At 63.6% G+C, this 18,955-nt stretch carries 18 protein-coding genes and 1 tRNA gene; 13 read left to right on the top strand and 6 right to left on the bottom strand.

What is annotated here, in order from left to right; translation table 11 throughout:
* The first annotated feature begins 71 nt into the window (after positions 1-71).
* Positions 72-1,583, top strand: coding sequence for a DUF6350 family protein (locus HMPREF1484_RS05255; protein ID WP_016663986.1), 1,512 nt, complete (start codon positions 72-74; stop codon positions 1,581-1,583).
* On the opposite strand, the gene HMPREF1484_RS05260 is transcribed toward HMPREF1484_RS05255, so the two are convergent.
* On the bottom strand, positions 1,580-1,999 hold the full coding sequence (locus HMPREF1484_RS05260) for a hypothetical protein (protein ID WP_141740596.1): 420 nt from the start codon (positions 1,997-1,999) through the stop codon (positions 1,580-1,582). The two genes, HMPREF1484_RS05255 and HMPREF1484_RS05260, sit on opposite strands and share 4 nt — an antisense overlap.
* Positions 2,000-2,074: 75 nt before the next feature.
* Here HMPREF1484_RS05260 and purN point away from each other — a divergent pair, with 75 nt between their 5' ends.
* The 3 genes from purN to ppk2 all read left to right on the top strand — a co-directional run bounded on the left by purN (position 2,075) and on the right by ppk2 (position 5,413).
* Positions 2,075-2,650 carry a phosphoribosylglycinamide formyltransferase gene (gene purN, locus HMPREF1484_RS05265; RefSeq protein ID WP_016663988.1) on the top strand — a complete coding sequence of 192 codons (576 nt, stop codon included), beginning with the start codon at positions 2,075-2,077 and terminating at the stop codon, positions 2,648-2,650.
* Between the two features lie 94 nt (positions 2,651-2,744).
* Positions 2,745-4,325 (top strand): bifunctional phosphoribosylaminoimidazolecarboxamide formyltransferase/IMP cyclohydrolase, encoded by a 1,581-nt coding sequence (gene purH / locus HMPREF1484_RS05270; RefSeq protein WP_016663989.1) that lies wholly within the window; start codon positions 2,745-2,747, stop codon positions 4,323-4,325.
* Between the two features lie 137 nt (positions 4,326-4,462).
* Positions 4,463-5,413 carry a polyphosphate kinase 2 gene (gene ppk2 / locus HMPREF1484_RS05275; protein WP_051120632.1) on the top strand — a complete coding sequence of 317 codons (951 nt, stop codon included), beginning with the start codon at positions 4,463-4,465 and terminating at the stop codon, positions 5,411-5,413.
* A gap of 24 nt (positions 5,414-5,437) precedes the next feature.
* On the opposite strand, the gene HMPREF1484_RS05280 is transcribed toward ppk2, so the two are convergent.
* Positions 5,438-6,904, bottom strand: coding sequence for an aspartate ammonia-lyase (locus HMPREF1484_RS05280; protein ID WP_070435469.1), 1,467 nt, complete (start codon positions 6,902-6,904; stop codon positions 5,438-5,440).
* 103 nt (positions 6,905-7,007) lie between these two features.
* Here HMPREF1484_RS05280 and HMPREF1484_RS05285 point away from each other — a divergent pair, with 103 nt between their 5' ends.
* Positions 7,008-7,295, top strand: coding sequence for a DUF3017 domain-containing protein (locus tag HMPREF1484_RS05285; protein ID WP_034372174.1), 288 nt, complete (start codon positions 7,008-7,010; stop codon positions 7,293-7,295).
* Positions 7,296-7,303: 8 nt separating this feature from the next.
* Here the strand turns inward: HMPREF1484_RS05285 and HMPREF1484_RS05290 are convergent, their stop codons facing one another.
* A complete protein-coding gene (locus tag HMPREF1484_RS05290) occupies positions 7,304-7,951 on the bottom strand; it encodes a carbonic anhydrase (RefSeq protein ID WP_016663993.1) in 648 nt (215 codons plus the stop codon).
* Positions 7,952-8,001: 50 nt separating this feature from the next.
* On the opposite strand from HMPREF1484_RS05290, the gene HMPREF1484_RS05295 reads away from it, so the two are divergent.
* Positions 8,002-9,564, top strand: coding sequence for a threonine/serine exporter ThrE family protein (locus HMPREF1484_RS05295; RefSeq protein ID WP_051120633.1), 1,563 nt, complete (start codon positions 8,002-8,004; stop codon positions 9,562-9,564).
* Between the two features lie 9 nt (positions 9,565-9,573).
* A complete protein-coding gene (gene galK, locus HMPREF1484_RS05300) occupies positions 9,574-10,773 on the top strand; it encodes a galactokinase (RefSeq protein WP_016663995.1) in 1,200 nt (399 codons plus the stop codon).
* 7 nt (positions 10,774-10,780) lie between these two features.
* Here the strand turns inward: galK and HMPREF1484_RS05305 are convergent, their stop codons facing one another.
* On the bottom strand, positions 10,781-11,827 hold the full coding sequence (locus HMPREF1484_RS05305) for an adenosine deaminase (RefSeq protein WP_016663996.1): 1,047 nt from the start codon (positions 11,825-11,827) through the stop codon (positions 10,781-10,783).
* A gap of 2 nt (positions 11,828-11,829) precedes the next feature.
* A complete protein-coding gene (locus HMPREF1484_RS05310) occupies positions 11,830-13,053 on the bottom strand; it encodes a pyridoxal phosphate-dependent aminotransferase (protein ID WP_016663997.1) in 1,224 nt (407 codons plus the stop codon).
* 206 nt (positions 13,054-13,259) lie between these two features.
* Here HMPREF1484_RS05310 and HMPREF1484_RS05315 point away from each other — a divergent pair.
* From HMPREF1484_RS05315 to rplA, 5 genes are all read left to right on the top strand, one after another.
* Positions 13,260-13,332, top strand: a tRNA-Trp gene (locus tag HMPREF1484_RS05315).
* A 71-nt stretch (positions 13,333-13,403) separates the two neighbouring features.
* Positions 13,404-13,667, top strand: a complete 264-nt coding sequence (secE, locus tag HMPREF1484_RS05320; RefSeq protein WP_016663998.1) for a preprotein translocase subunit SecE — start codon at positions 13,404-13,406, stop codon at positions 13,665-13,667.
* A gap of 28 nt (positions 13,668-13,695) precedes the next feature.
* Entirely contained in the window at positions 13,696-14,460 is a 765-nt protein-coding gene (gene nusG / locus HMPREF1484_RS05325; protein WP_016663999.1) for a transcription termination/antitermination protein NusG, read from the top strand.
* A gap of 81 nt (positions 14,461-14,541) precedes the next feature.
* Entirely contained in the window at positions 14,542-14,973 is a 432-nt protein-coding gene (gene rplK, locus HMPREF1484_RS05330; protein ID WP_016664000.1) for a 50S ribosomal protein L11, read from the top strand.
* Positions 14,974-14,978: 5 nt separating this feature from the next.
* Positions 14,979-15,698: a 50S ribosomal protein L1 gene (rplA, locus tag HMPREF1484_RS05335; RefSeq protein WP_016664001.1), complete on the top strand. Its 720-nt coding sequence runs from the start codon at positions 14,979-14,981 to the stop codon at positions 15,696-15,698.
* 85 nt (positions 15,699-15,783) lie between these two features.
* Here rplA and HMPREF1484_RS05340 read toward each other — a convergent pair whose 3' ends face one another.
* On the bottom strand, positions 15,784-17,367 hold the full coding sequence (locus HMPREF1484_RS05340) for a peptide MFS transporter (RefSeq protein WP_016664002.1): 1,584 nt from the start codon (positions 17,365-17,367) through the stop codon (positions 15,784-15,786).
* A 364-nt stretch (positions 17,368-17,731) separates the two neighbouring features.
* Between HMPREF1484_RS05340 and HMPREF1484_RS05345 the strand changes: the two genes are divergently transcribed.
* On the top strand, positions 17,732-18,913 hold the full coding sequence (locus tag HMPREF1484_RS05345; RefSeq protein ID WP_040386476.1) for a Gfo/Idh/MocA family protein: 1,182 nt from the start codon (positions 17,732-17,734) through the stop codon (positions 18,911-18,913).
* The last annotated feature ends 42 nt before the right edge of the window (positions 18,914-18,955 follow it).

Here is an 18,955-nt window from a genome sequence, read left to right on the forward strand (position 1 = left end):
TCCACATTATTGCGCACCGTTTGTTTTGCTCTCGCACCTACCGCGGTTTCTACGACCAGCCAGGGGCCGCGATGAGGCGAAATGACGCGACCCCAATCTTCCTCGGAGTCACGGCCGCCGCAATCGCTTTCACGATCAACCTTTCGATCGTCGCCGTCCCGGTGCTCGTTGCGCATGGCTTCAACACCCTTACCCAGGCGAGCACGCTCGATGCCGTGATTGTGTCGCTGTGCCTCGTCGTGCTCGGTCATGGTGGCGCGCTGTCGCTTAAGGATGTGGGGATCGATGGCACGGTGGTACTCCCGCCGCTTGGGCTGACGCTCGTGTTCGCGCTCGTGTGTGGCGCGACGATGCTGCGCACTGGTCGCTCATTGACACTCACGGAGACCTCGGGAGCTCTCAAACGCGGTGCGCTCACGGCGCTCGGGCTGATCCTTGCGGGCTTTGGAATTTCGTACGCGCTTATGGCGACAGTTGCCTCTCTGCTTGCCCGCACTCCGGGCGTTCAGCCCGTGACGGTGAGCGCTGGCGTGAGTGCACTCGCGCTTTCGGTGATCGCCGGTGCTGCCGGCCTCATGGCGTCGCTCGTGCGGCGCAAGAGCGGGACGGCGCCGCGCGTGGGGCTGCTCGCGCTCGTGCCGGAGAAGTACGCAGCGGCGCTGCGCTCGATCGGCGTGCTCGTACTTGGACTTTTCGGCGGCGCGACAGTTGCCCTAACGGTGTGGATGGTGATTCGCCGTGACGCGATTATTCACCTTCATCGGGGCCTCGAACCGGATTTTTTTGGCACGGTTGCGCTCGTGCTTGCGGCCCTTGCCTTCTTCCCCACCATGCTCGTGTGGATGGTGGCGTTCGTGAGCGCGGGGACGGTAACGCTCGGCCCTCACACGCACACGTCGTTCGAGGGATCGCTGACGGGGGTACTGCCCGCGTTCCCGATTCTCGGCGCGGTCCCTGAGCCGGGCCACTTTTCGCCGTGGGTGTGGGCCTTTCTTCTGATACCGATCTTCGCCTCGATCGCCGCCGCTGTAGTCCTTGCCCGTCAGACCCGTGACTTCGACGTTCGCGCAAAGGTCACGTCCTGGCTCACGTACGCGATCGGCGCCCTGATCGTTCTCGCGGTGCTGTTTTTGCTCGGAAGCGGGACAATCGGCACGGCTCAACTCGCGCACGTGGGCCCGCGGCTCACGACTCTCGTGCTTCCCGTGGCACTTCTCGTGTCCGTGCCTGCCGCTCTCATTGCGGGATGGAGCCAAACGGGTCTCGACACCTGGGTTTTCTCGCAGTTCCGCGCGGGGCGTGCCCGCGTGAGGGAGGGAGCGGCCGCTCTTCGCGCACGGGTTGAAGAAGCCGAATCGAAAGATGAGGGCGCGGAACGCGGTGAGAGTGACGCCGCCGAGAGCGTGGCGGACTCATCGAGCGAAGGCTCCGAGAGGAGCGTGGACTCGGGCGGTGAGGGCATCAAGGCTGACGCCGTTGAAGACACGCTCGAGCGTGAGGAGAAACCCGAGCGCGCAGTGAGCGACGCAGACGAGGGCGGCGAGGCGCAGAGCGCACCCTCCCCTTTGCGCGAGTCAGACTAGAGGTGCAGCCACTCGAGGATCGCGCCCGGCAGGTCCTTGCCGCACGATGACACTGCCGCGTTGGTGAGCGCGGAATCGAGGCACTCCTGGTACTGGGTCATCGGGCCGTAAAACACGAGCGAAACAAGCGCGAGACCGATGACCACGATTGAGGCGGGGATCCCGAAGGCTGCCGTGACACTCGCTGAACGCCGGGCTGGCGTCGGCCACGCCACAATCAAAAGGCGCACGAGGAACACGAGGGCGCCGATGCCCGCGGGGCCCGCGAGCAGGCTAAAGGGTAGGGGCAGGAGAGTCGCACCCCACGCGAGGATCATGCACGTCGCGGCAAGCAGGAGTGCACGAGAGAACGCTTGCTGACGCTCGGGGGTAAAGGCTGGCTGGTCCTGTTGAGGGTGGTTCGGTTCGGAAGTCACGAATTCCATTGTGCCGCATGGGCGCCTACCGAAACCTACACGCGCCCCAGGCACGGGCCCCGCTACTGTTAAGACATGAACGATTTCACGTGCGTCGTGTTCATTTCCGGAACGGGGAGCAATCTTCGAGCGATCCTTGAAGCAATCGAGAAAGGGGCGCTTGCTGGCGTGAAGGTCGCCGCCGTCATCGCCGACGTCGACGCCCCCGGGTTGAGCTTCGCGCGCGATCGCGGGATTCCCGCGCACGTTGTTCCGCTCGCCGATTACTCCACGCGCGAGGACTGGAACCGCGCACTCGTCGACTGCACCGCACATTACGCCCCCGACCTCGTCGTGCTCGCGGGGTTCATGCGTCTGCTCGGAGCCCCCATGCTCGAAGCCTTCCGGGGGCGCATCATCAACACTCACCCGGCGCTCCTTCCCGCTTTCCCGGGCGCCCACGGGGTGCGCGACGCCCTCAACTACGGCGTGAAGGTGACGGGTGCGACGGTCATCGACGTCGATGAAGGGGTCGATACCGGCGCAATCATCGATCAGCGTGCCCTCACCATTCGGCCGGGTGAAAGCGAAGAAGAGCTTCACGAGCGGATCAAGGTCATCGAACGCGAGATGCTCGTGGACGTCATCGCCCGCCGAGCCCGCAACGAATAAACGCCGCGACAGCTCAACGTCACATCGCGTTCACGCGAACGCGATAGGTTTAAAGGGCAAATCGCCCAATCACACCACGACGAAGGAGCCCCGCATGTCCAAGCGTGCCGTCACGCGCGCCCTGGTCTCTGTATACGACAAGACTGGTCTCATCGAGCTCGCGACCGGTCTCCATGCGAACGGCGTCGAGATCGTTTCGACCGGCTCCACCGCGAAGGCGATCGCCGAGGCAGGAATCCCCGTGACGGCCGTGGAGAACGTGACGGGCTTTCCCGAAATTCTCGACGGCCGCGTGAAAACCCTCCACCCGAAGATCCACGGTGGTCTTCTCGCCGACCGCAACAAGCCTTCGCACGTCGCCGCGCTCGAGGAGCATGCGATCGCCCCGATCGACCTGCTCGTGTGCAACCTCTATCCCTTCGAGGACACCGTCGCGAGCGGCGCATCGTTCGACGACATCGTCGAAAAGATCGACATTGGCGGCCCCGCAATGGTGCGCAGTGCCGCAAAGAACTTCTCCACGTGCGCCGTGGTGACAAGCATCGAACAGTACGACCTGGTCGAAGGAGCCGTCGCCGACGGTGGCTTCACACGCGAAGAACGCCTCGTTCTGGCCGCAGACGCCTTCTCGCGCATCGCCGAATACGACGCCGCTATCGAGGAGTGGATGGCGGACCGTGCCGACGAAGCCCTCGGCGTCGATCCTGAAGACGAGGACCTCACGCCGCTTCGCTACGGCGAAAACTCGCATCAGAAGGCCTTCCTTGATTCGAGCCGTTCGCTGTTCGAGGATTCGACGACCCTCGCCGAGGCGGAACCGCTTGGCGGCAAGGCGATGAGCTACAACAACTATGTCGATGCCGATGCCGCGCTGCGCGCTGCCTTCGACCACCCCGAGCCGTGCGTCGCGATCATCAAGCACAACAACCCGTGCGGCATTGCCATCGCCTCCGAAGATGCCGACATCGCCGATGCCTACACGAAGGCCCACGCAACCGACCCGGTATCCGCCTTCGGTGGCGTGATCGCCGCGAACCGCCCCGTGAGCCTCGACATGGCACAGCGCGTCAGCGAGGTCTTCACCGAGGTCATCGTCGCCCCCGGCTACGAGGACGGCGCACTCGACGCTCTCAAAGCGAAGAAAAACCTGCGCATCCTCGAGATCTCCGGTGCGCCCCGCACTGATTCCACCCTCGACGGCCGCGAGATTTGGGGCGGCGTGCTCTACCAGGAGCCCGACCGCTACCAGGCACCGGGCGACGACCCCGCGAACTGGGAGCTCGTGTGCGGTGAGCCGGCCTCGGCCGCAACCCTCGCCGACCTCGCCTTCGCGTGGCGCGCCGTGCGGGCCCCCCGTTCTAACGCGATCCTGCTCGCGAAAGATGGCGCGGCCGTGGGCGTAGGCATGGGTCAGGTGAACCGCGTTGACGCGTGCCGCCTTGCGGTGGAGCGCGCCAACACCCTCGGCGGCGAGGGCGAGGAGCGCGCACGCGGTGCGGTGGCGGCTTCCGACGCTTTCTTCCCCTTCGCTGACGGCCCTGAACAACTCATCGACGCGGGCGTGAGCGCCATCGTGCAGCCCGGAGGGTCGATCCGCGATAAGGAGGTGATCGAGGCATGCAAGAGCGCGGGAATCACCATGTACATGACGGGAACTCGCCACTTCGCGCACTGATCGCCTTTATCGCGCGGATTTTTGGCAAGCGCACCGAAGCAGAGCAGCCGTCGGAACCTTCCATCGACCCCGCCCCGGCGCCAGTCGATCCCAGCCCTGAGACCCCAATCCCCGCCCCCACGAGCGAAAGACGAGCGATGAAAAAAGGCAAGAAAGCCCCCGTGCCCGAACTCGATCTCAACGGCGAACTGCCGCACAGCAGCAACCTTCGCGAATTTATCGAGCACCTTCGCGAACTCGGCTATACCGTTGCCGATGGCCACTCGCCCGATCCTGACCTGATCGACCCGCATGGCAACCCCGTGTACACGTGGCAGGAGGGCTACCCCTACGAGACACGCATGGAGCGCGACGAGTACGAGCGCGAGAAGTATTTCCTTCAGGTCGAGCTGCTCAAGCTCCAGTACTGGCTCGAGGACGCGAAGAAGAAAGCGATCATCATTTTTGAGGGGCGCGATGCTGCCGGTAAGGGCGGTACGATCAAGCGCTTCACCGAACACCTCAACCCGCGCATGGCGCGCGTCGTCGCCCTCAACAAGCCGACCGAGCGAGAGAAGGGCCAGTGGTACTTCCAGCGCTACGTCGAGCATCTGCCGACCGAAGGCGAGATGGTGCTGTTCGACCGCTCGTGGTACAACCGTGCCGGTGTCGAGCGCGTCATGGGCTTCGCGAGCGATGAGGAGTACGAAACCTTCATGAACCAGGTGCCGCACTTCGAGCGCATGCTCGTCGACTCTGGTATCCACGTCACGAAGTTCTGGTTCTCGGTTTCGCAAAAGGAGCAGCGCACCCGCTTCGCGATCCGCCAGCTCGATCCGGTCCGCCAATGGAAGCTTTCGCCCATGGACCTCGAATCGCTCGACCGCTGGGAAGCGTACGGTGCGGCAAAGGAAGAAATGTTCCGCCGCACCGACAAGAAGTATGCGCCGTGGACGATCATCCGCTCGAACGACAAGAAGCGCGCTCGCATCAACGCGATGAAGTACTTCCTCTCGCAGTTTGAATACGAGGGGAAGGACCACGAGGTCGTCGGCACGCCCGATCCGCTGCTCGTGATGCGCGGCAAGAACGAAGAGGCCGACGAATAGCCCGCTAAGCGGGGGCGGCCCGAGCTAGAGCTCGAGGTCGTCCTGGGCGATCGGGTCAGAACTGTCGAGCGCGGGGATCGCCCCCGTTGCGGTTGCCCTGTACGGCTGGGTCATGCGAGCCGGCGTCAGGATCTCATCGAGGTGCCCCTCGCTCACGAGGCCGCGCTCGAGTACGATATCGCGCACCGACTTGCCCGTGTGGAGGGCCTGCGAGGCAATTTCCGAGGACGCCGAGTAGCCGATTACGGGCACGAGCGCCGTGACAATCCCGATCGAGCGCTCGAGGTTGCCCGCGAGAACGTCCTCGTTCACGGTGATGCCCTCGATGCAGCGCGTCGTCAGTGTGCGCATTGCTCGGGTCATGATGCGGGTTGAAGTGAGGATGTTGTAGGCGATCACCGGCTCGAAGGCATTGAGCTGAAGCTGTCCGCTTTCAGCGGCGAGCGTGACCGTGAGGTCGTTTCCGATCACCTGGAAGGCCACTTGATTGACGACCTCCGGGATCACGGGATTGACCTTGCCCGGCATGATGGAGCTGCCCGGCTGGACCGCGGGAAGGTCGATCTCATTGAAACCTGCGCGGGGGCCGGAGGAGAGCAGACGCAGGTCGTTGCAGATCTTCGAGACTTTGACCGCGATCCGCTTGAGCACGCCCGAAAAGGTGACGAACGCGCCCGTGTCGCTCGTGGCCTCCACGAGGTCGGCGGCGAGGGTGAACTCTGTTCCCGTGATCCGCGTGAGCTCCTCAACGACGAGCGAGGCATACTTCGGGTCGGTCGTAATGCCCGTGCCGATCGCGGTCGCACCCATGTTGATTTCCCGGAAGAATCGGGCGGTTCGCGTGAGACGCTCGACGTCCTCGCTCACGGTCGTCGCCCACGCGTGGAACTCCTGCCCCACGGTCATCGGGACAGCGTCCTGCATTTGCGTGCGCCCCATTTTGAGGACGTGCTCGAACTCGTCGCCCTTGGCGCGCAGCGCCTCGATTAGGCCCTGCATCGCGTCGGCAAGATCGGGGAAGCTCAAGAGGATCGCGAGGCGCACCGCCGTCGGGTAGACGTCGTTGGTGGACTGCCCAAAGTTCACGTCGTTGTTCGGGTGGAGGTATTCGTACTCGCCCCGCTCGTGCCCGAGGATTTCGAGGCCGCGATTTGCGATGACCTCGTTGGCGTTCATGTTGGTGCTCGTGCCCGCGCCGCCCTGGATGAGGTCGACGACGAAGTGCTCGTGATGCTCTCCGTTTTCGATCTCGGTGCAAGCCTGGGCGATTGCATCGGCCTTGGTCTTTTCGAGGCCGCCGAGTCGCTGGTTGGTGCGGGCCGCCGCGTGCTTGACATACGCGAGTGCCGTGACGAGCGAGGGGAAGTGGTTCAGGCGGAAATCGGAAATGCGAAAGTTCTCGAGCGCCCTGAGGGTTTGGACCCCGTAGAGGGCGTCGGCTGGTACCTCGCGGTCTCCGAGGAGGTCATGCTCGATGCGCACGGCGGTCATATTGTGGTTCACGTCCTTGTGGTGGGTTGGTAGCGGTAGTGCCTCGTTGCGTTGCACGGGGTGCGACCCCACTAGCGTAACCACGTCGGGCTACGATGGTTGTGTGAATCGATCGCCCTATTCCTTCGGCGCCGCCGTGCACCGCCAGCGACTTTTGCTGGTGACGCTGGGCATTGTCTTTTTCGTGGTGCTACCGATCGGGGTCTTTTTTTCTGTCCCGACCGCCGGATACGCGCTCTCGGCGTTGCTGTTTGCTCTCGCCGTGGTGCGGCTCATCCTGCCCGTGGATGCTCTCGGAGCGCTCGTGGTGAGGCGCCGGTCGATCGATGTCGCGACGATTCTCATCCTCGCCGTTCTCGTTTGTGCGCTTTCCTCGAGCCCCGGTCTCTGAGCGGTGGATTAGTCGCCGAAATCGACGCGCCCCGTATCGAGGGTGTACATCGCATGGGCAAGCGCGAGCTCGCCCGACTCGTGCGCCGCGCGTATGAGCGGGGAACGCGCGCACACTTCCGCTTTCGCCGCGGCGGCATTCACGGCAGCGGAGTCCCTGGGTGCGTCTGCCCCGGAAAGGGGAGGGTTTCCGACGGCCGCTTGGCAAGCGTCGGACCCCAAACGCCGCGAAATCTGCTCGGCAAGCGCGTTGAGGTGTCCCGGGAGGAGGGCTAGTGACGTCCCGCTGGCGCGCTCTTCCATGAGGGACTCGGCCGCGGCGACAGCCCCGCAGTTGTCGTGGCCGAGGACGAGGATCAGCGGAACAGCGAGCTTATGCACCGCGAATTCCAGCGAGGCTAGGACGGCGTTTTCCACCATCTGTCCAGCCGAACGCACAACAAATAGATCGCCGAGCCCGCAGTCGAACACAATCTCGGGCGGGACGCGTGAATCGGCGCACGCGAGGATCGCCGCGAACGGTGCTTGCCCCGAGGAAAGGTCGAGGCGTCGATCCTCGTCGCTATTCGGGTGACGGGTCGTTCCGCTCGCAAATCGAGCGTTGCCTTCGCGCAGGCGTGCGAGTGCAGCGCGAGCGTCGATCGAGGTGTGTGTCATTCGCTGATCCTTTCCGTGCGCGGCCTGCGAGCCTGTGCCACGATATGAGTGTGAGCACTTCCCTGACCCGTCTGCACCAGGTATTCGAACTCGCCATGCGCATTGGCGAGGTCATGATTTCCAACGGTGCCGCGGCGGCCGACGTGACCGCGACAATGCTACGCGTGACGGCCTCCTCCGGCATTCGAAATGTGTCGGTGCAGACGACTCTTACGGAAGTGTCGGTCTCCTACTACCCGGACACGCAGTCGGCACCGTTCACGCGCATCAGCACCGCGGGCGGCTACACGTACGATTTTACGAAGCTCGACCGCGTCGACGAGATCACCACAAAATACGTGAAGGGCGAGATGGATCTTCACGAGGCGCTCCTCGCGGTTGATCGCGTGCGCTCAATGAAGCGGTATTACGGCCCGATCGTGACCACTCTCGCGTGGGTGCTCATGGGCGGCGCGTGCGCGATGTTCTTCGGCGCGGGGATTCTCGTGACAGCTTTTGCGGCTTTCGCGGCGGGCGTGTTGTGGCAGGTCTACATTCTGTTCGACAAGCTGCGACTTCCCGTGTTCTATGCGCAAATCGCTGGGGGATTCATCGTGGTGCTCATTTCCCTCGTCGTGAACTGGCTGGACCCGACGGCGAATTCGTCACTCGTCGTTGTCGCGTGTCTCGTCATGGTGCTTGCGGGCTCGACGTCGGTCGGGGCGATGCAGGATGCGATCACGGGATGGTACGTGACTGCCGCGGGGCGAGTGCTTGAGACGTTCATGCTGACCGTGGGCGCTGTCATCGGTATTCGTGGCGGCATGCTCATCGCCGAGTGGGTCGGCGCGGACATCTCGATCACGTCGACGATTCCGGCCACCCTGATTTCGACGCTCCTCGTGGCGATCGCGGGAGCGTTCATCGGGCTCGGTTTCGCCGTAGGTTTTCAGGTCCCGCCGCGCCTTTTGCACTGGGTGACGCTCCTGCCGGGTTTCACGGCTACGGCATCGTTCCTCATCGAGGTCGCGGGTCTCGAGCGGGCGTGGGCTACCGGCATTACCGCGTTCTTCACGGGCGTGTTCGCGGTCGCCATTTCGCAATATGCAAAGGCATACGTGAACATCCTCATCGCCCCCGCGATCATCACGATGGTGCCGGGCTCGGTTATTTATCGAGGCCTTCTGGGACTGAGCGACGGGAGCAATACGGGTGCCGGCTATCTCTTGCTTGCGTGTGAGATCGCCATTGCGATCTCGGCGGGCGTGATCCTCGGTGAGCTCGTGGCGAGCCGTGCGGTGACACTCCTGGCGAGCGGGCGCGTGCGCGTGCCTGCAATTTCACAGCCGTTTAGCACCAATCGGCGCCGCCGCATGGTGACCTTCAGGCGTCGTCGAAAGCCCGGCGCTCTCACCACCGCGATTCCAGTCGTTCACCTCGATCCCGGTGAACTTGACCCCACGATCGATCTTGAGGCCGGCCCGGAGTGGCGCGAGGATTTCGACAACCTTCAGCCGGAAGCGCGCGAATCAGGATTCGAGATTGTCGAAATGGACCCCGAAGACGTCGGGATGCCGGCCATCCGCTCCGACGAGAGCGCAGATGAGGACGCGAATGGCGTCGAGCACCTCTAGACTTGAGGCATGACTGAACTACATGCTGCTCCCCGTGACGTTGAGGCAATCGACAAGGCTGCTCGCGAGTTTCGCGAGGCCTTTGGCGGCGATCCGGAAGGCGTGTTTTCTGCGCCCGGCCGGGTGAACATCATCGGCGAGCACGTCGATTATCAGCAGGGGCTGTGCGTCCCAATGGCGATCTCGCATCGCTGCTTCGTCGCGGCACGCCGCACTGACGCGGGCGTCGTGCGGATGCGGTCCGTGCAGTCCGGCGAGACGGTTGAGGTGCCCGTTGCGACTCTCGCCCCGGGGGCCGTCGAAGGTTGGGCTTCCTACGTCGCGGGGGTCGTGTGGGCGCTCGCGGAACACTTCGAAGACGAAACACCGTGCGGTTTCGATCTCTTGATCGATGGCTACGTTCCCCTCGGCGCCGGCCTCAGTTCGAGCGCAGCTCTCGAATGCGCGGTCGCGGCCGCGATCGATGAGCTGTGCGAACTCGGAACTACTCCCCACGACCGTATTCGCGCGGCGATCAAGGCGGAAACGCAGTTCGCTGGTGCGGCAACCGGCGGGCTCGATCAGTCGGCCTCAATCCTGTGCGAGGAGGGACACGCCATCGTTCTCGATTGCCGGGACTTTTCGACGACGTCTGTCCCGTGGGATCTCGCGGGACAGGGCCTCGAGCTGCTCATTATCGACACGCGGGCTCCTCACAGCCTCGTGGGTGGCGAGTACGCGCAGCGCAGGGCGCAAGCGGAGGCGGGGGCCCGAGCGCTCGGCGTGGACAGTCTTCGTGACGTGCCGTTCGAGGAGGCTTTAGACGCGTGCGAGGGCCTCACCGATCCCGTCGTGCAAAAGCGCAGTCGCCACATCATTCACGAGATCGAGCGCGTGCGCGAATTTGCCGCGGCGCTCGAGGCGGGCTCTATCCGCGACAACCTCGACACGATTGCCCGGCTGCTCAACGCCTCGCACGATTCGCTTCGAGATGATTATGAGGTCACCGTTCCCGAGCTCGACGTCGCCGTCGATGCGGCGCGCGCAGCGGGGGCGCACGGCGCGCGTATGACCGGCGGCGGCTTTGGCGGTAGCGTGATCGCTCTCGTCGATGCGGACAGGGTGGAGGCCGTCGCGGGCGCGGTGGCACACGCATTCGCCGAGCATTCGTTCGCCGCCCCGGCGTTCTTCCTCGCAACGCCGAGTCGCGGCGCCGGCCGAGACCGCTAAGACGCGCTCAAGCCGCGCCTTCGTACCACTCGCGCACGCGTTCAAGCTGCGCTACCTTGTGCGCGTCGCTCATGCGCGAGGCGCGGATCGATCCGGCGGCGAGATCGGCGATTTCTCGATCGCTCATGCCCATTGCGCGCACGGCTTCGTATTGGGCGAGAAGGCGCGAACCGAACAGGAGCGGGTCGTCCGCGCCGAGGGCGATCGTGGCACCGGAGCGTGCGAGCTGCGGTACGGGCACATCGCCGATATCGCCATACACGCCGAGTGAAACATTTGAGGCCGGGCACACTTCAAGGGCAATGTCGCGCTCCACGAGTGTGTCGAGGAGCCGAGGATCCTCGATCGCGCGCACGCCGTGGCCGAGGCGCGTGGGCCTCAATGCCTCGACGACCTCGTGGATATGCGGCGGGCCGAGGAGTTCGCCGCCGTGGGGCATCGCGGCGAGGCCTCCGTTGTGGGCAATTCTGAACGCGCCCGCGAACGCACTCGTATCCCCGCGCCGCTCGTCGTTGGACAGCCCGAATCCGATCACGGTGCCCGCATGCTTGACGGCAAGGCGGGCGAGGATGCGGGCATCGAGCGGGTGGCGCATGCGGCTCGCCGCGACGATGATCCCCATGGAGATTCCGAGGTCGCGCTCGATCGCGCGGGCTTCGTCCACGATGATCTCGATTGCGGGGGTAATGCCGCCCACGAACGGTGCGTAACTCGTGGGATCAATTTGCAGCTCGAGCCGTACGGAGCCCTCGGCGAGATCATCCTCGGCGGCCTCGCGAAGGAGGCGGCGCATAATCGTCTCGCTGTTGACGACGGTGCGTGCGGCGTCGTAGAAACGCTGGAAACGGAACCAGCCACGCGCGCTCGGCTCGACCTTGAGCGCGGTCTGTTCCGTGAGCGTGCGCGGCAACCGCAACTTCTGTGCGGCCGCGAGCTCCTGCAACGTGTCGCGGCGCATCGAGCCCGTGAAGTGCAGGTGCAGGTGAGCCTTGGGCAGCGCGCGCAGGTCTCGCTTGCCTTCGCGATTGGGGTGTGGATTTCCGACGGTTGCCATGGCTAGCCGAGCACCTTCTGAAGTCGAGCAACGCCCTTCGCCAGGTCGGCGTCGGAAAGTGCATAGCTGAGGCGGAGGTGACCCGGCGCATCGAAAGCCTCCCCGGGCACGAGTGCGACCTTCGCGCGCTCGAGGATGAGTGCGGCGAGTTCGGCCGACGTGGTGACGCACGTACCGTCGATCTCGCGCCCCAGAAGGCCCGTGACATCTGGGAAGGCGTAGAACGCCCCGCGAGGAGTCGGCAGCGTGAGACCTTCGATCTCGCTGAGCATGTCGACCATTGTGCGGCGTCGCCGATCGAACGCCTCACGCATTGTGTCGAGCGGTTCGGTGGGGCCCGTCAGCGCGGCGATGGCGGCGCGCTGGGCAACGTTGTTGACGTTCGAGGTCAGGTGGCTTTGGAGCCGCGCAACGCCCTGGGCGATGTCCGGCGGAGCGATCAACCAGCCAACGCGCCAGCCGGTCATGGCGAATGTCTTGGCGACGCCGTTGACGAGGATCGTGCGATCCTCGAGCTCGGGCACCACGTCAAGGATCGAATGGAACGTCGCGCCGTCATAGACAAGGTTCTGGTAAATCTCATCGGAGAGCACCCACAGATCGTTCTCGAGTGCCCAACGCCCGAACTCTTCCACCTGAGCGCGGCTCATGACCGCCCCCGTAGGGTTCGACGGTGAACACAGCAGCACGACCTTCGAACGCGGCGTGCGGGCGGCCTCGAGCTGCTCGATCGAGGGGATATAGCCCTGGTCAGCGCCCGTGCGTACGGCGACGGGAACTCCGCCCGCAAGCCGAACTGCCTCCGGATACGTTGTCCAATAGGGCGCTGGCAGGATGGCTTCATCGCCCGGATCGAGGAGCGCTGCGAGTGCTTCGTATACAGCCTGCTTCCCGCCGTTGGTGACGATGATGCGTGAGGCATCGACGCGAACGCGGTCGCTCTCATAGGTCTGGTGCGCGATCGCCTCCTTGAGCTCTGGAAGGCCGGTCGCGGGGGAGTAGCGGTGATTCTTTGGATCGCGAGCGGCGGCGATCGCAGCCTCGACGATGTGCTCGGGCGTGGGGAAATCTGGCTCGCCAGCGCCGAAGCCTATGACGTCTTCTCCTTGTGCGGCGAGAGCCTTCGCCTTCGCGTCAACGGCGAGAGTGGCCGACTCAGCGATCGATATGAGGCGCGCAGAAAGGCGCCGTTCGTGCGGTGTGGAGGTGGAGTCATCGAAGCTCATGGATTCGATCTTGTCAGAAAAAGCAGAGCGTCGCGTGAAACCCGTGCGTCATGCGCCCGCAAAGGACGCTAGCGCCTGATTCAAGCCGAGTGCGTCACACAATCGCGATAAGGGCCCTCATGACTAGACCGCGGCGTTCAATTGCCCTATGATCGTATCTGGCCCTTTTTGAGGGCTTCGCTCCTCGGGCAGTGCTCGTGAAGCACAGGGCAGTGGCGCAATTGGTAGCGCAACGGTCTCCAAAACCGTAGGTTGCAGGTTCGAGTCCTGTCTGCCCTGCTTTTTCTTTAAGCGGTAATCCCCAGCGCCCGATCGACACGTTGCCGACGTCGAGATGGAGAAGGAAAACGATGAGCGTTCACCCCGAGACCGACCCCACTCGTGGCGACTTCGAGCAAGAGTCGACCATCGGCACGAAGAACCCCTTCAAGGCGTGCTGGGTCTTCCTCCAGCAGGTTTTCACGGAACTGCGCAAGGTTGTCACGCCGACCGGTCGCGAAATGGTCACCTACACGATTGCGGTTGTCGCGTTCGTCGTGTTCATGATCCTTCTCGTGTTCGGCATGGACTTCGTGTTCGGCTCGCTCACGCGCGCACTGTTCACGGCGCACTGAGATTTTCGAGAGTAAGGAAACGATACTCGTGGCAGAAGATATGCACGACGACCTCGCAAACGAGGCCCTCGACACCACCCCGGAAGTGGCCGACGCCCCCGAGAGCGGCGAAGCTCCCGAAAACGCAGCGCCAGCGGAGGAAATCGAGGGCGTAGAGGCCCCCGTCGTTCTCGACGAAAACTCGGAGAGCGCGGTTGAGGATCCGGTTGTGGCCCTCAAGCGTCACCTGCGTTCCGCACCCGGCGAGTGGTACGTCATCCACTCCTACTCGGGTCACGAAAACCGTGTGAAGACCCAGCTGCTCACGCGCACCGAAACCCAGGACATGGAGGATTACATCTTCCAGGTCGAGGTGCCCATGGAGGATGCGACCGAGGTCAAGAACGGTCAAAAGAAGATCGTGCGCCGCGTGCGCATTCCCGGTTACGTGTACGTGCGCATGGATCTCACCGAAGCTTCGTGGCGCGTGGTGCGTGACACCCCGGGCGTGACCGGGTTTGTGGGAAACAGCACCGATCCTGTACCTCTCTCGTTCGATGAGATTTACTCTCTGTTGGCGCCGTCGGTCAACCTCCCCGAGAAGAAGAAGTCCTCTTCTTCCAAGGCCAAGGAAAAGGCCATCCCGGCGTTCGAGGTGGGCGAGTCCGTCACCGTCATGGACGGCCCCTTCGAAACGATGCCCGCCACGATCGCGGACATCGACAACACCAACCAGAAACTTCGGGTTCTCGTGTCGATCTTCGGCCGCGAGACCCCGCTCGAGTTGGGCTTCGAGCAGGTCGCCAAGATCTGAAAACGCCCGCCCGCACTCGCGGGACCGTAGTGGGAGGGTGCCGAACGGCATCCGCCCGAACCACGACAAGAAGGAAGAGCAATGGCTCCCAAGAAAAAGGTCGCGAGCATTATCAAGCTCCAGATCCAGGCTGGACAGGCGACGCCTGCCCCGCCGATCGGCCCGGCACTCGGTGCCGCCGGTGTGAACATCGTTGAGTTCACCAAGGCCTACAACGCCGCCACCGAAAGCCAGCGCGGCAACATCGTCCCGGTTGAGATCACCGTGTACGAGGATCGCTCGTTCACGTTCATCACCAAGACTCCGCCCGCTGCACGCCTCCTCCTCAAGGCCGCCGGCCTTGACAAGGGCTCACCCGTGCCCCACACCCAGAAGGTGGGCAAGGTGACCATGGAGCAGGTCAAGGAGATCGCGCAGACCAAGATGCCCGATCTCAACGCAAACGATATTGACGCCGCCGCGAAGATCGTGGCTGGAACCGCGCGTTCCATGGGCATCACGGTGGAGGGCTGATCCAAATGGCAAAGAAATCAAAGGCATTCCAGGACGCCGCCGCACTTATTGAGGAAGGCCGCCACTACGCGCCCCTCGATGCCGTGCGCATCGTCAAGAAGTCCGGCTCCAAGAAGACCGACTCGACCGTTGAGGTCGCCATGCGCCTGAGCGTTGACCCCCGCAAGGCGGACCAGATGGTGCGCGGCACCGTCAACCTCCCGCACGGCACCGGTAAGACCGCCCGCGTCATCGTGTTCGCGACCGGCCCCCAGGCCGAAGCAGCACGCGCCGCAGGCGCCGACGAGGTCGGCGACGACGACCTCATCGAGAAGGTTGCAGGCGGCTGGACCGACTTCGACACCGCCGTGGCAACCCCGAACCTCATGGGTAAGGTGGGCCGCCTTGGCCGCGTGCTCGGTCCCCGTGGCCTCATGCCGAATCCCAAGACCGGCACCGTCACGATGGACACCGCGAAGGCTGTCAGCGACATCAAGGGCGGCAAGATCGACTTCCGCGTTGACCGTGCTGCCAACCTTCACTTCATCATCGGCAAGGCCTCGTTCACCGAGAAGCAGCTCGTGGAGAACTACGTTGCAGCTCTCGAGGAGATCCTGCGCCTCAAGCCGGCGAGCTCGAAGGGCCGCTACATCTCGAAGGTCACGATGTCCACGACCTTCGGTCCCGGTGTTCCGATCGACGTGAACCGTACGCGCAACCTCACCGAGGAGACCGACGAGGCCTGAGTCTCGAAGCTCTCGGAGAGCACAGCATAAAAGAGCGGGCCCCGCGCAATGCGCGGGGCCCGCTCTCGTATATGAGGGTGTGAGACTACTTCGCGACCTTCACGCCAACCTCGCGCGCTCCACTGAGCTCGCGCTGATCGACGTCGTCCATCTTCGCCTGCACCCAGGGGGCAATCATGAACATAATGATCGCCACGACGATGGTCACGGCACCGAGGCCGTAGTAGTAGACGGCGTCACCGAGGTTTGCTCTCTTGACCTGGTCGATAATCACCGACGTGAGACCCATGCCGACGCTCGGGGCAAGGTACCAAAGGGTCATGGTTTGCGAGGCAAACTGCTTCGGTGCGAGCTTGGTCGTCACCGAGAGGCCCACGGGATTCATGAACAGCTCGGCAACCGTCTGCACCACGAACACGAGGCCCAGGTACCAGAACGGGGCGAGCATGCCCGCGCCCGGCCACGTTCCGAAGCCGTAGCCCATGAGCACGGCCGACAGCGCGATGATGATAAGAGAAAGCGCGAACTTTGCGGCTGTGTTCGGGAACTTGCCCTTGCGGCGTGTGAAGATCCACGCGATCACCGGCGAGAGCAAGAGCACCGCGGCGGGGTTGATCGACTGGTAGACCTCGGGGGAGAGGTTCAGTGCGCCGATCGTGCGGTCCGTGTTGTTCTCGGCGAAGAAGGCCATCTTGCCGGCAGCCTGCTCGAAGATCACGACGAACAGAATCTGGCCAACCCAGAGGGGCAGGAATGCGCCGAGGTGCGTGCGCTCCTGTGCGGTGACCTTCGGGCTCTTAAACATCGTGAGGAAGTAGTAGGCGCTCATGATCAGAGCGAAGGTGAACAGCGAGTAGGCGATCGCCGAGTGAAGCTCGCCGAGGAGGGCATTGAAACCGAGCACCAGGAGCGTCGCGACGACGACGATGCCGAGGCCGCCGAGGGCGAGACGCGCGCCTTCACCCTTCTGGAGCGGGTTCGGGATGCGGTAGGCGAACTCGCCGAGCTTGTGGCGGCCGTAGAAGAACGACACGAGTGCAAGCGCCATGCCGACGGCAGCGGCGAGGAAGCCAACGTGGTAGCCGAAGTGGCCACGCAGGAAGCCCACGATCAGCGGGGCAACGAGCGAGCCGACGTTCACCGACATGTAGAAGTACTGGAAGCCAGCATCGCGCCTCGGGTCGTCCTCATCGTAGAGGCCGCCCACGATTGTCGCGAGGTTCGGTTTGATGAGGCCCGTACCAATAGCGATGCAGATCAGGCCCGACCATGAGGTGATCGCGGCCGGGAACGCGAGCAGCACGTGGCCGAGCATGATGACCGATCCACCGATGAGGCCAGAAATCCACGGGCCGAGGATACGGTCAGCGATGATGCCGCCCGGAATGGTCATGAGGAGAACGGCAGCGCCGTAGGCGGAGACGATGACCTGGCCCGCGGTATCCGAAAGGCCGAGGCCCTGGTTGGCGGCGACGTCGGTGAGGAAGTACAGCAGGATCGCGCGCATGCCGAACCAGCTGAAGCGCTCCCACATCTCGACCTGGAGCATCCAGGGCAGGCCGCCCGGGTGGCCAATGAAGGACTTATCGTTCTTGGAGGGCCCCGTGCGTAGTTTTGAGGGCCGGTACTTGTATACCGCTGAATCTTGTGCGGTCGGATTGGTCGTCATCGATAAATCCTTGCTGTGTCGTTCCTATCAATCGCGTATCGCGGGGGCCAACCGGCGCACGGTGTGTGGCCGGGCTGCGCGGGATATGCGCCACATCCATGACATCAGACGAACGGGACGCCCGCAGGCTCAGGAGACGGGTGCAGGAGACGTAGTTTTATGCGTAATCCGGTTGCCCGGATCGGTAAGAGATGTAGGGACCTAGGGCACGACAGTTATCGAAGGGACGCTCATTTGTCACGCCGCGGTTGCTGAGCTCGCGCCGTCTGATTGGATACTGTTAGCGGCCAAGGCCACGTGATCGGTGCGTCGCGTGGTCGCCCAGTGAAGGCTGTGCTTGCACCGCTGTTGAAAGGGGATCTCGTTGACTCAGAACGCCGATCTACGAGTAGGAGTGGTGGGTTTTGGCGCTCGTGGCGCTCTGGCGCGTTACGCGCATAAACCGGGAGAGGGAGCCCGCGTCACGGTCGTCGCGGATCCCACCGAGCGAGGCAAAAAGAAAGCGCGCGAGATCATTGGCGAGGATGTCCACACGGTGAACACCGTCGATGATCTGCTGGGCAGCCACGACGTTGATGCGGTCATGATCCTCGCTCCCGACGACCTACACGCCTCGATCGCGCTCACAACGCTCGGGGCGGGTATACCGACGTTTTCCGAAAAGCCCATGGCGATCTCTGTCGAGGACACCGATGCGATGTTAAACCTTGCCTACGAGAAGCGCACGCGGCTTTACGTGGGCCACAACATTCGCCATATGCCGGTGATCCGCCAGATGAAGGACATGATTGATGCCGGGTTAATCGGTCGCGTGCGTGCCATTTGGTGCCGGCATTTCGTGGGGGCCGGCGGCGACTTCTACTTCAAGGATTGGCACGCCGAGCGTGCGCGCGCGTTCTCGCTCTTGCTGCAGAAGGGCGCTCACGACATCGACGTCATTCACTGGCTCGCCGGTGGCTACACCCGCCGGGTTTCCGGTATCGGCGGCCTCGAGGTTTACGGCGACATCGAGGACCGACGTGATAACTCCGATCGCACTATGTGGGACTGGTTCGATGCGGACGTCTATCCGCCGTCGAAGCAGAGGGAACTCAATCCTGTCATCGACGTCGAGGACATCTCGATGCTCCATATGACGCTGGACAACGGCGTCTATGCCTCGTACCAGCAGTGCCATTTCACCCCGGATTATTGGCGCAACTATACGGTCATCGGCGACGAAGGGCGGATCGAAAACATGGGCGACAATGCCGGGGATCAGATCTACCTGTGGAACTCGCGCTACTCGGGTGCCGCTCGCCCGGATCAGGTGGAGGTGATCGCGAGGGCCGACGGTGGCCACGGCGGTGCTGATCCACGGCTCATCAATGAATTCCTCGAATTCGCGAGGAACGGTGGCCGTACGGATGTGTCGGTGATTGCCGCGCGCGAGGCGGTCGCCACGGGCGTGTACGGTGCTCTTTCGATCCGCGAGGGCGGGCAGATGTTCGAGATTCCTCCCGTGCCCGCGAACATTCGCGAGTATTTCGACTCGGGGCAGGTCTAGCCGAACGGACGCACAAACGGTGCCGAGGCAGTGAGAAGGGGT

Origin of the sequence: Dermabacter sp. HFH0086 (genome assembly GCF_000413375.1) — a bacterium.
Lineage (GTDB): Bacteria > Actinomycetota > Actinomycetes > Actinomycetales > Dermabacteraceae > Dermabacter > Dermabacter hominis.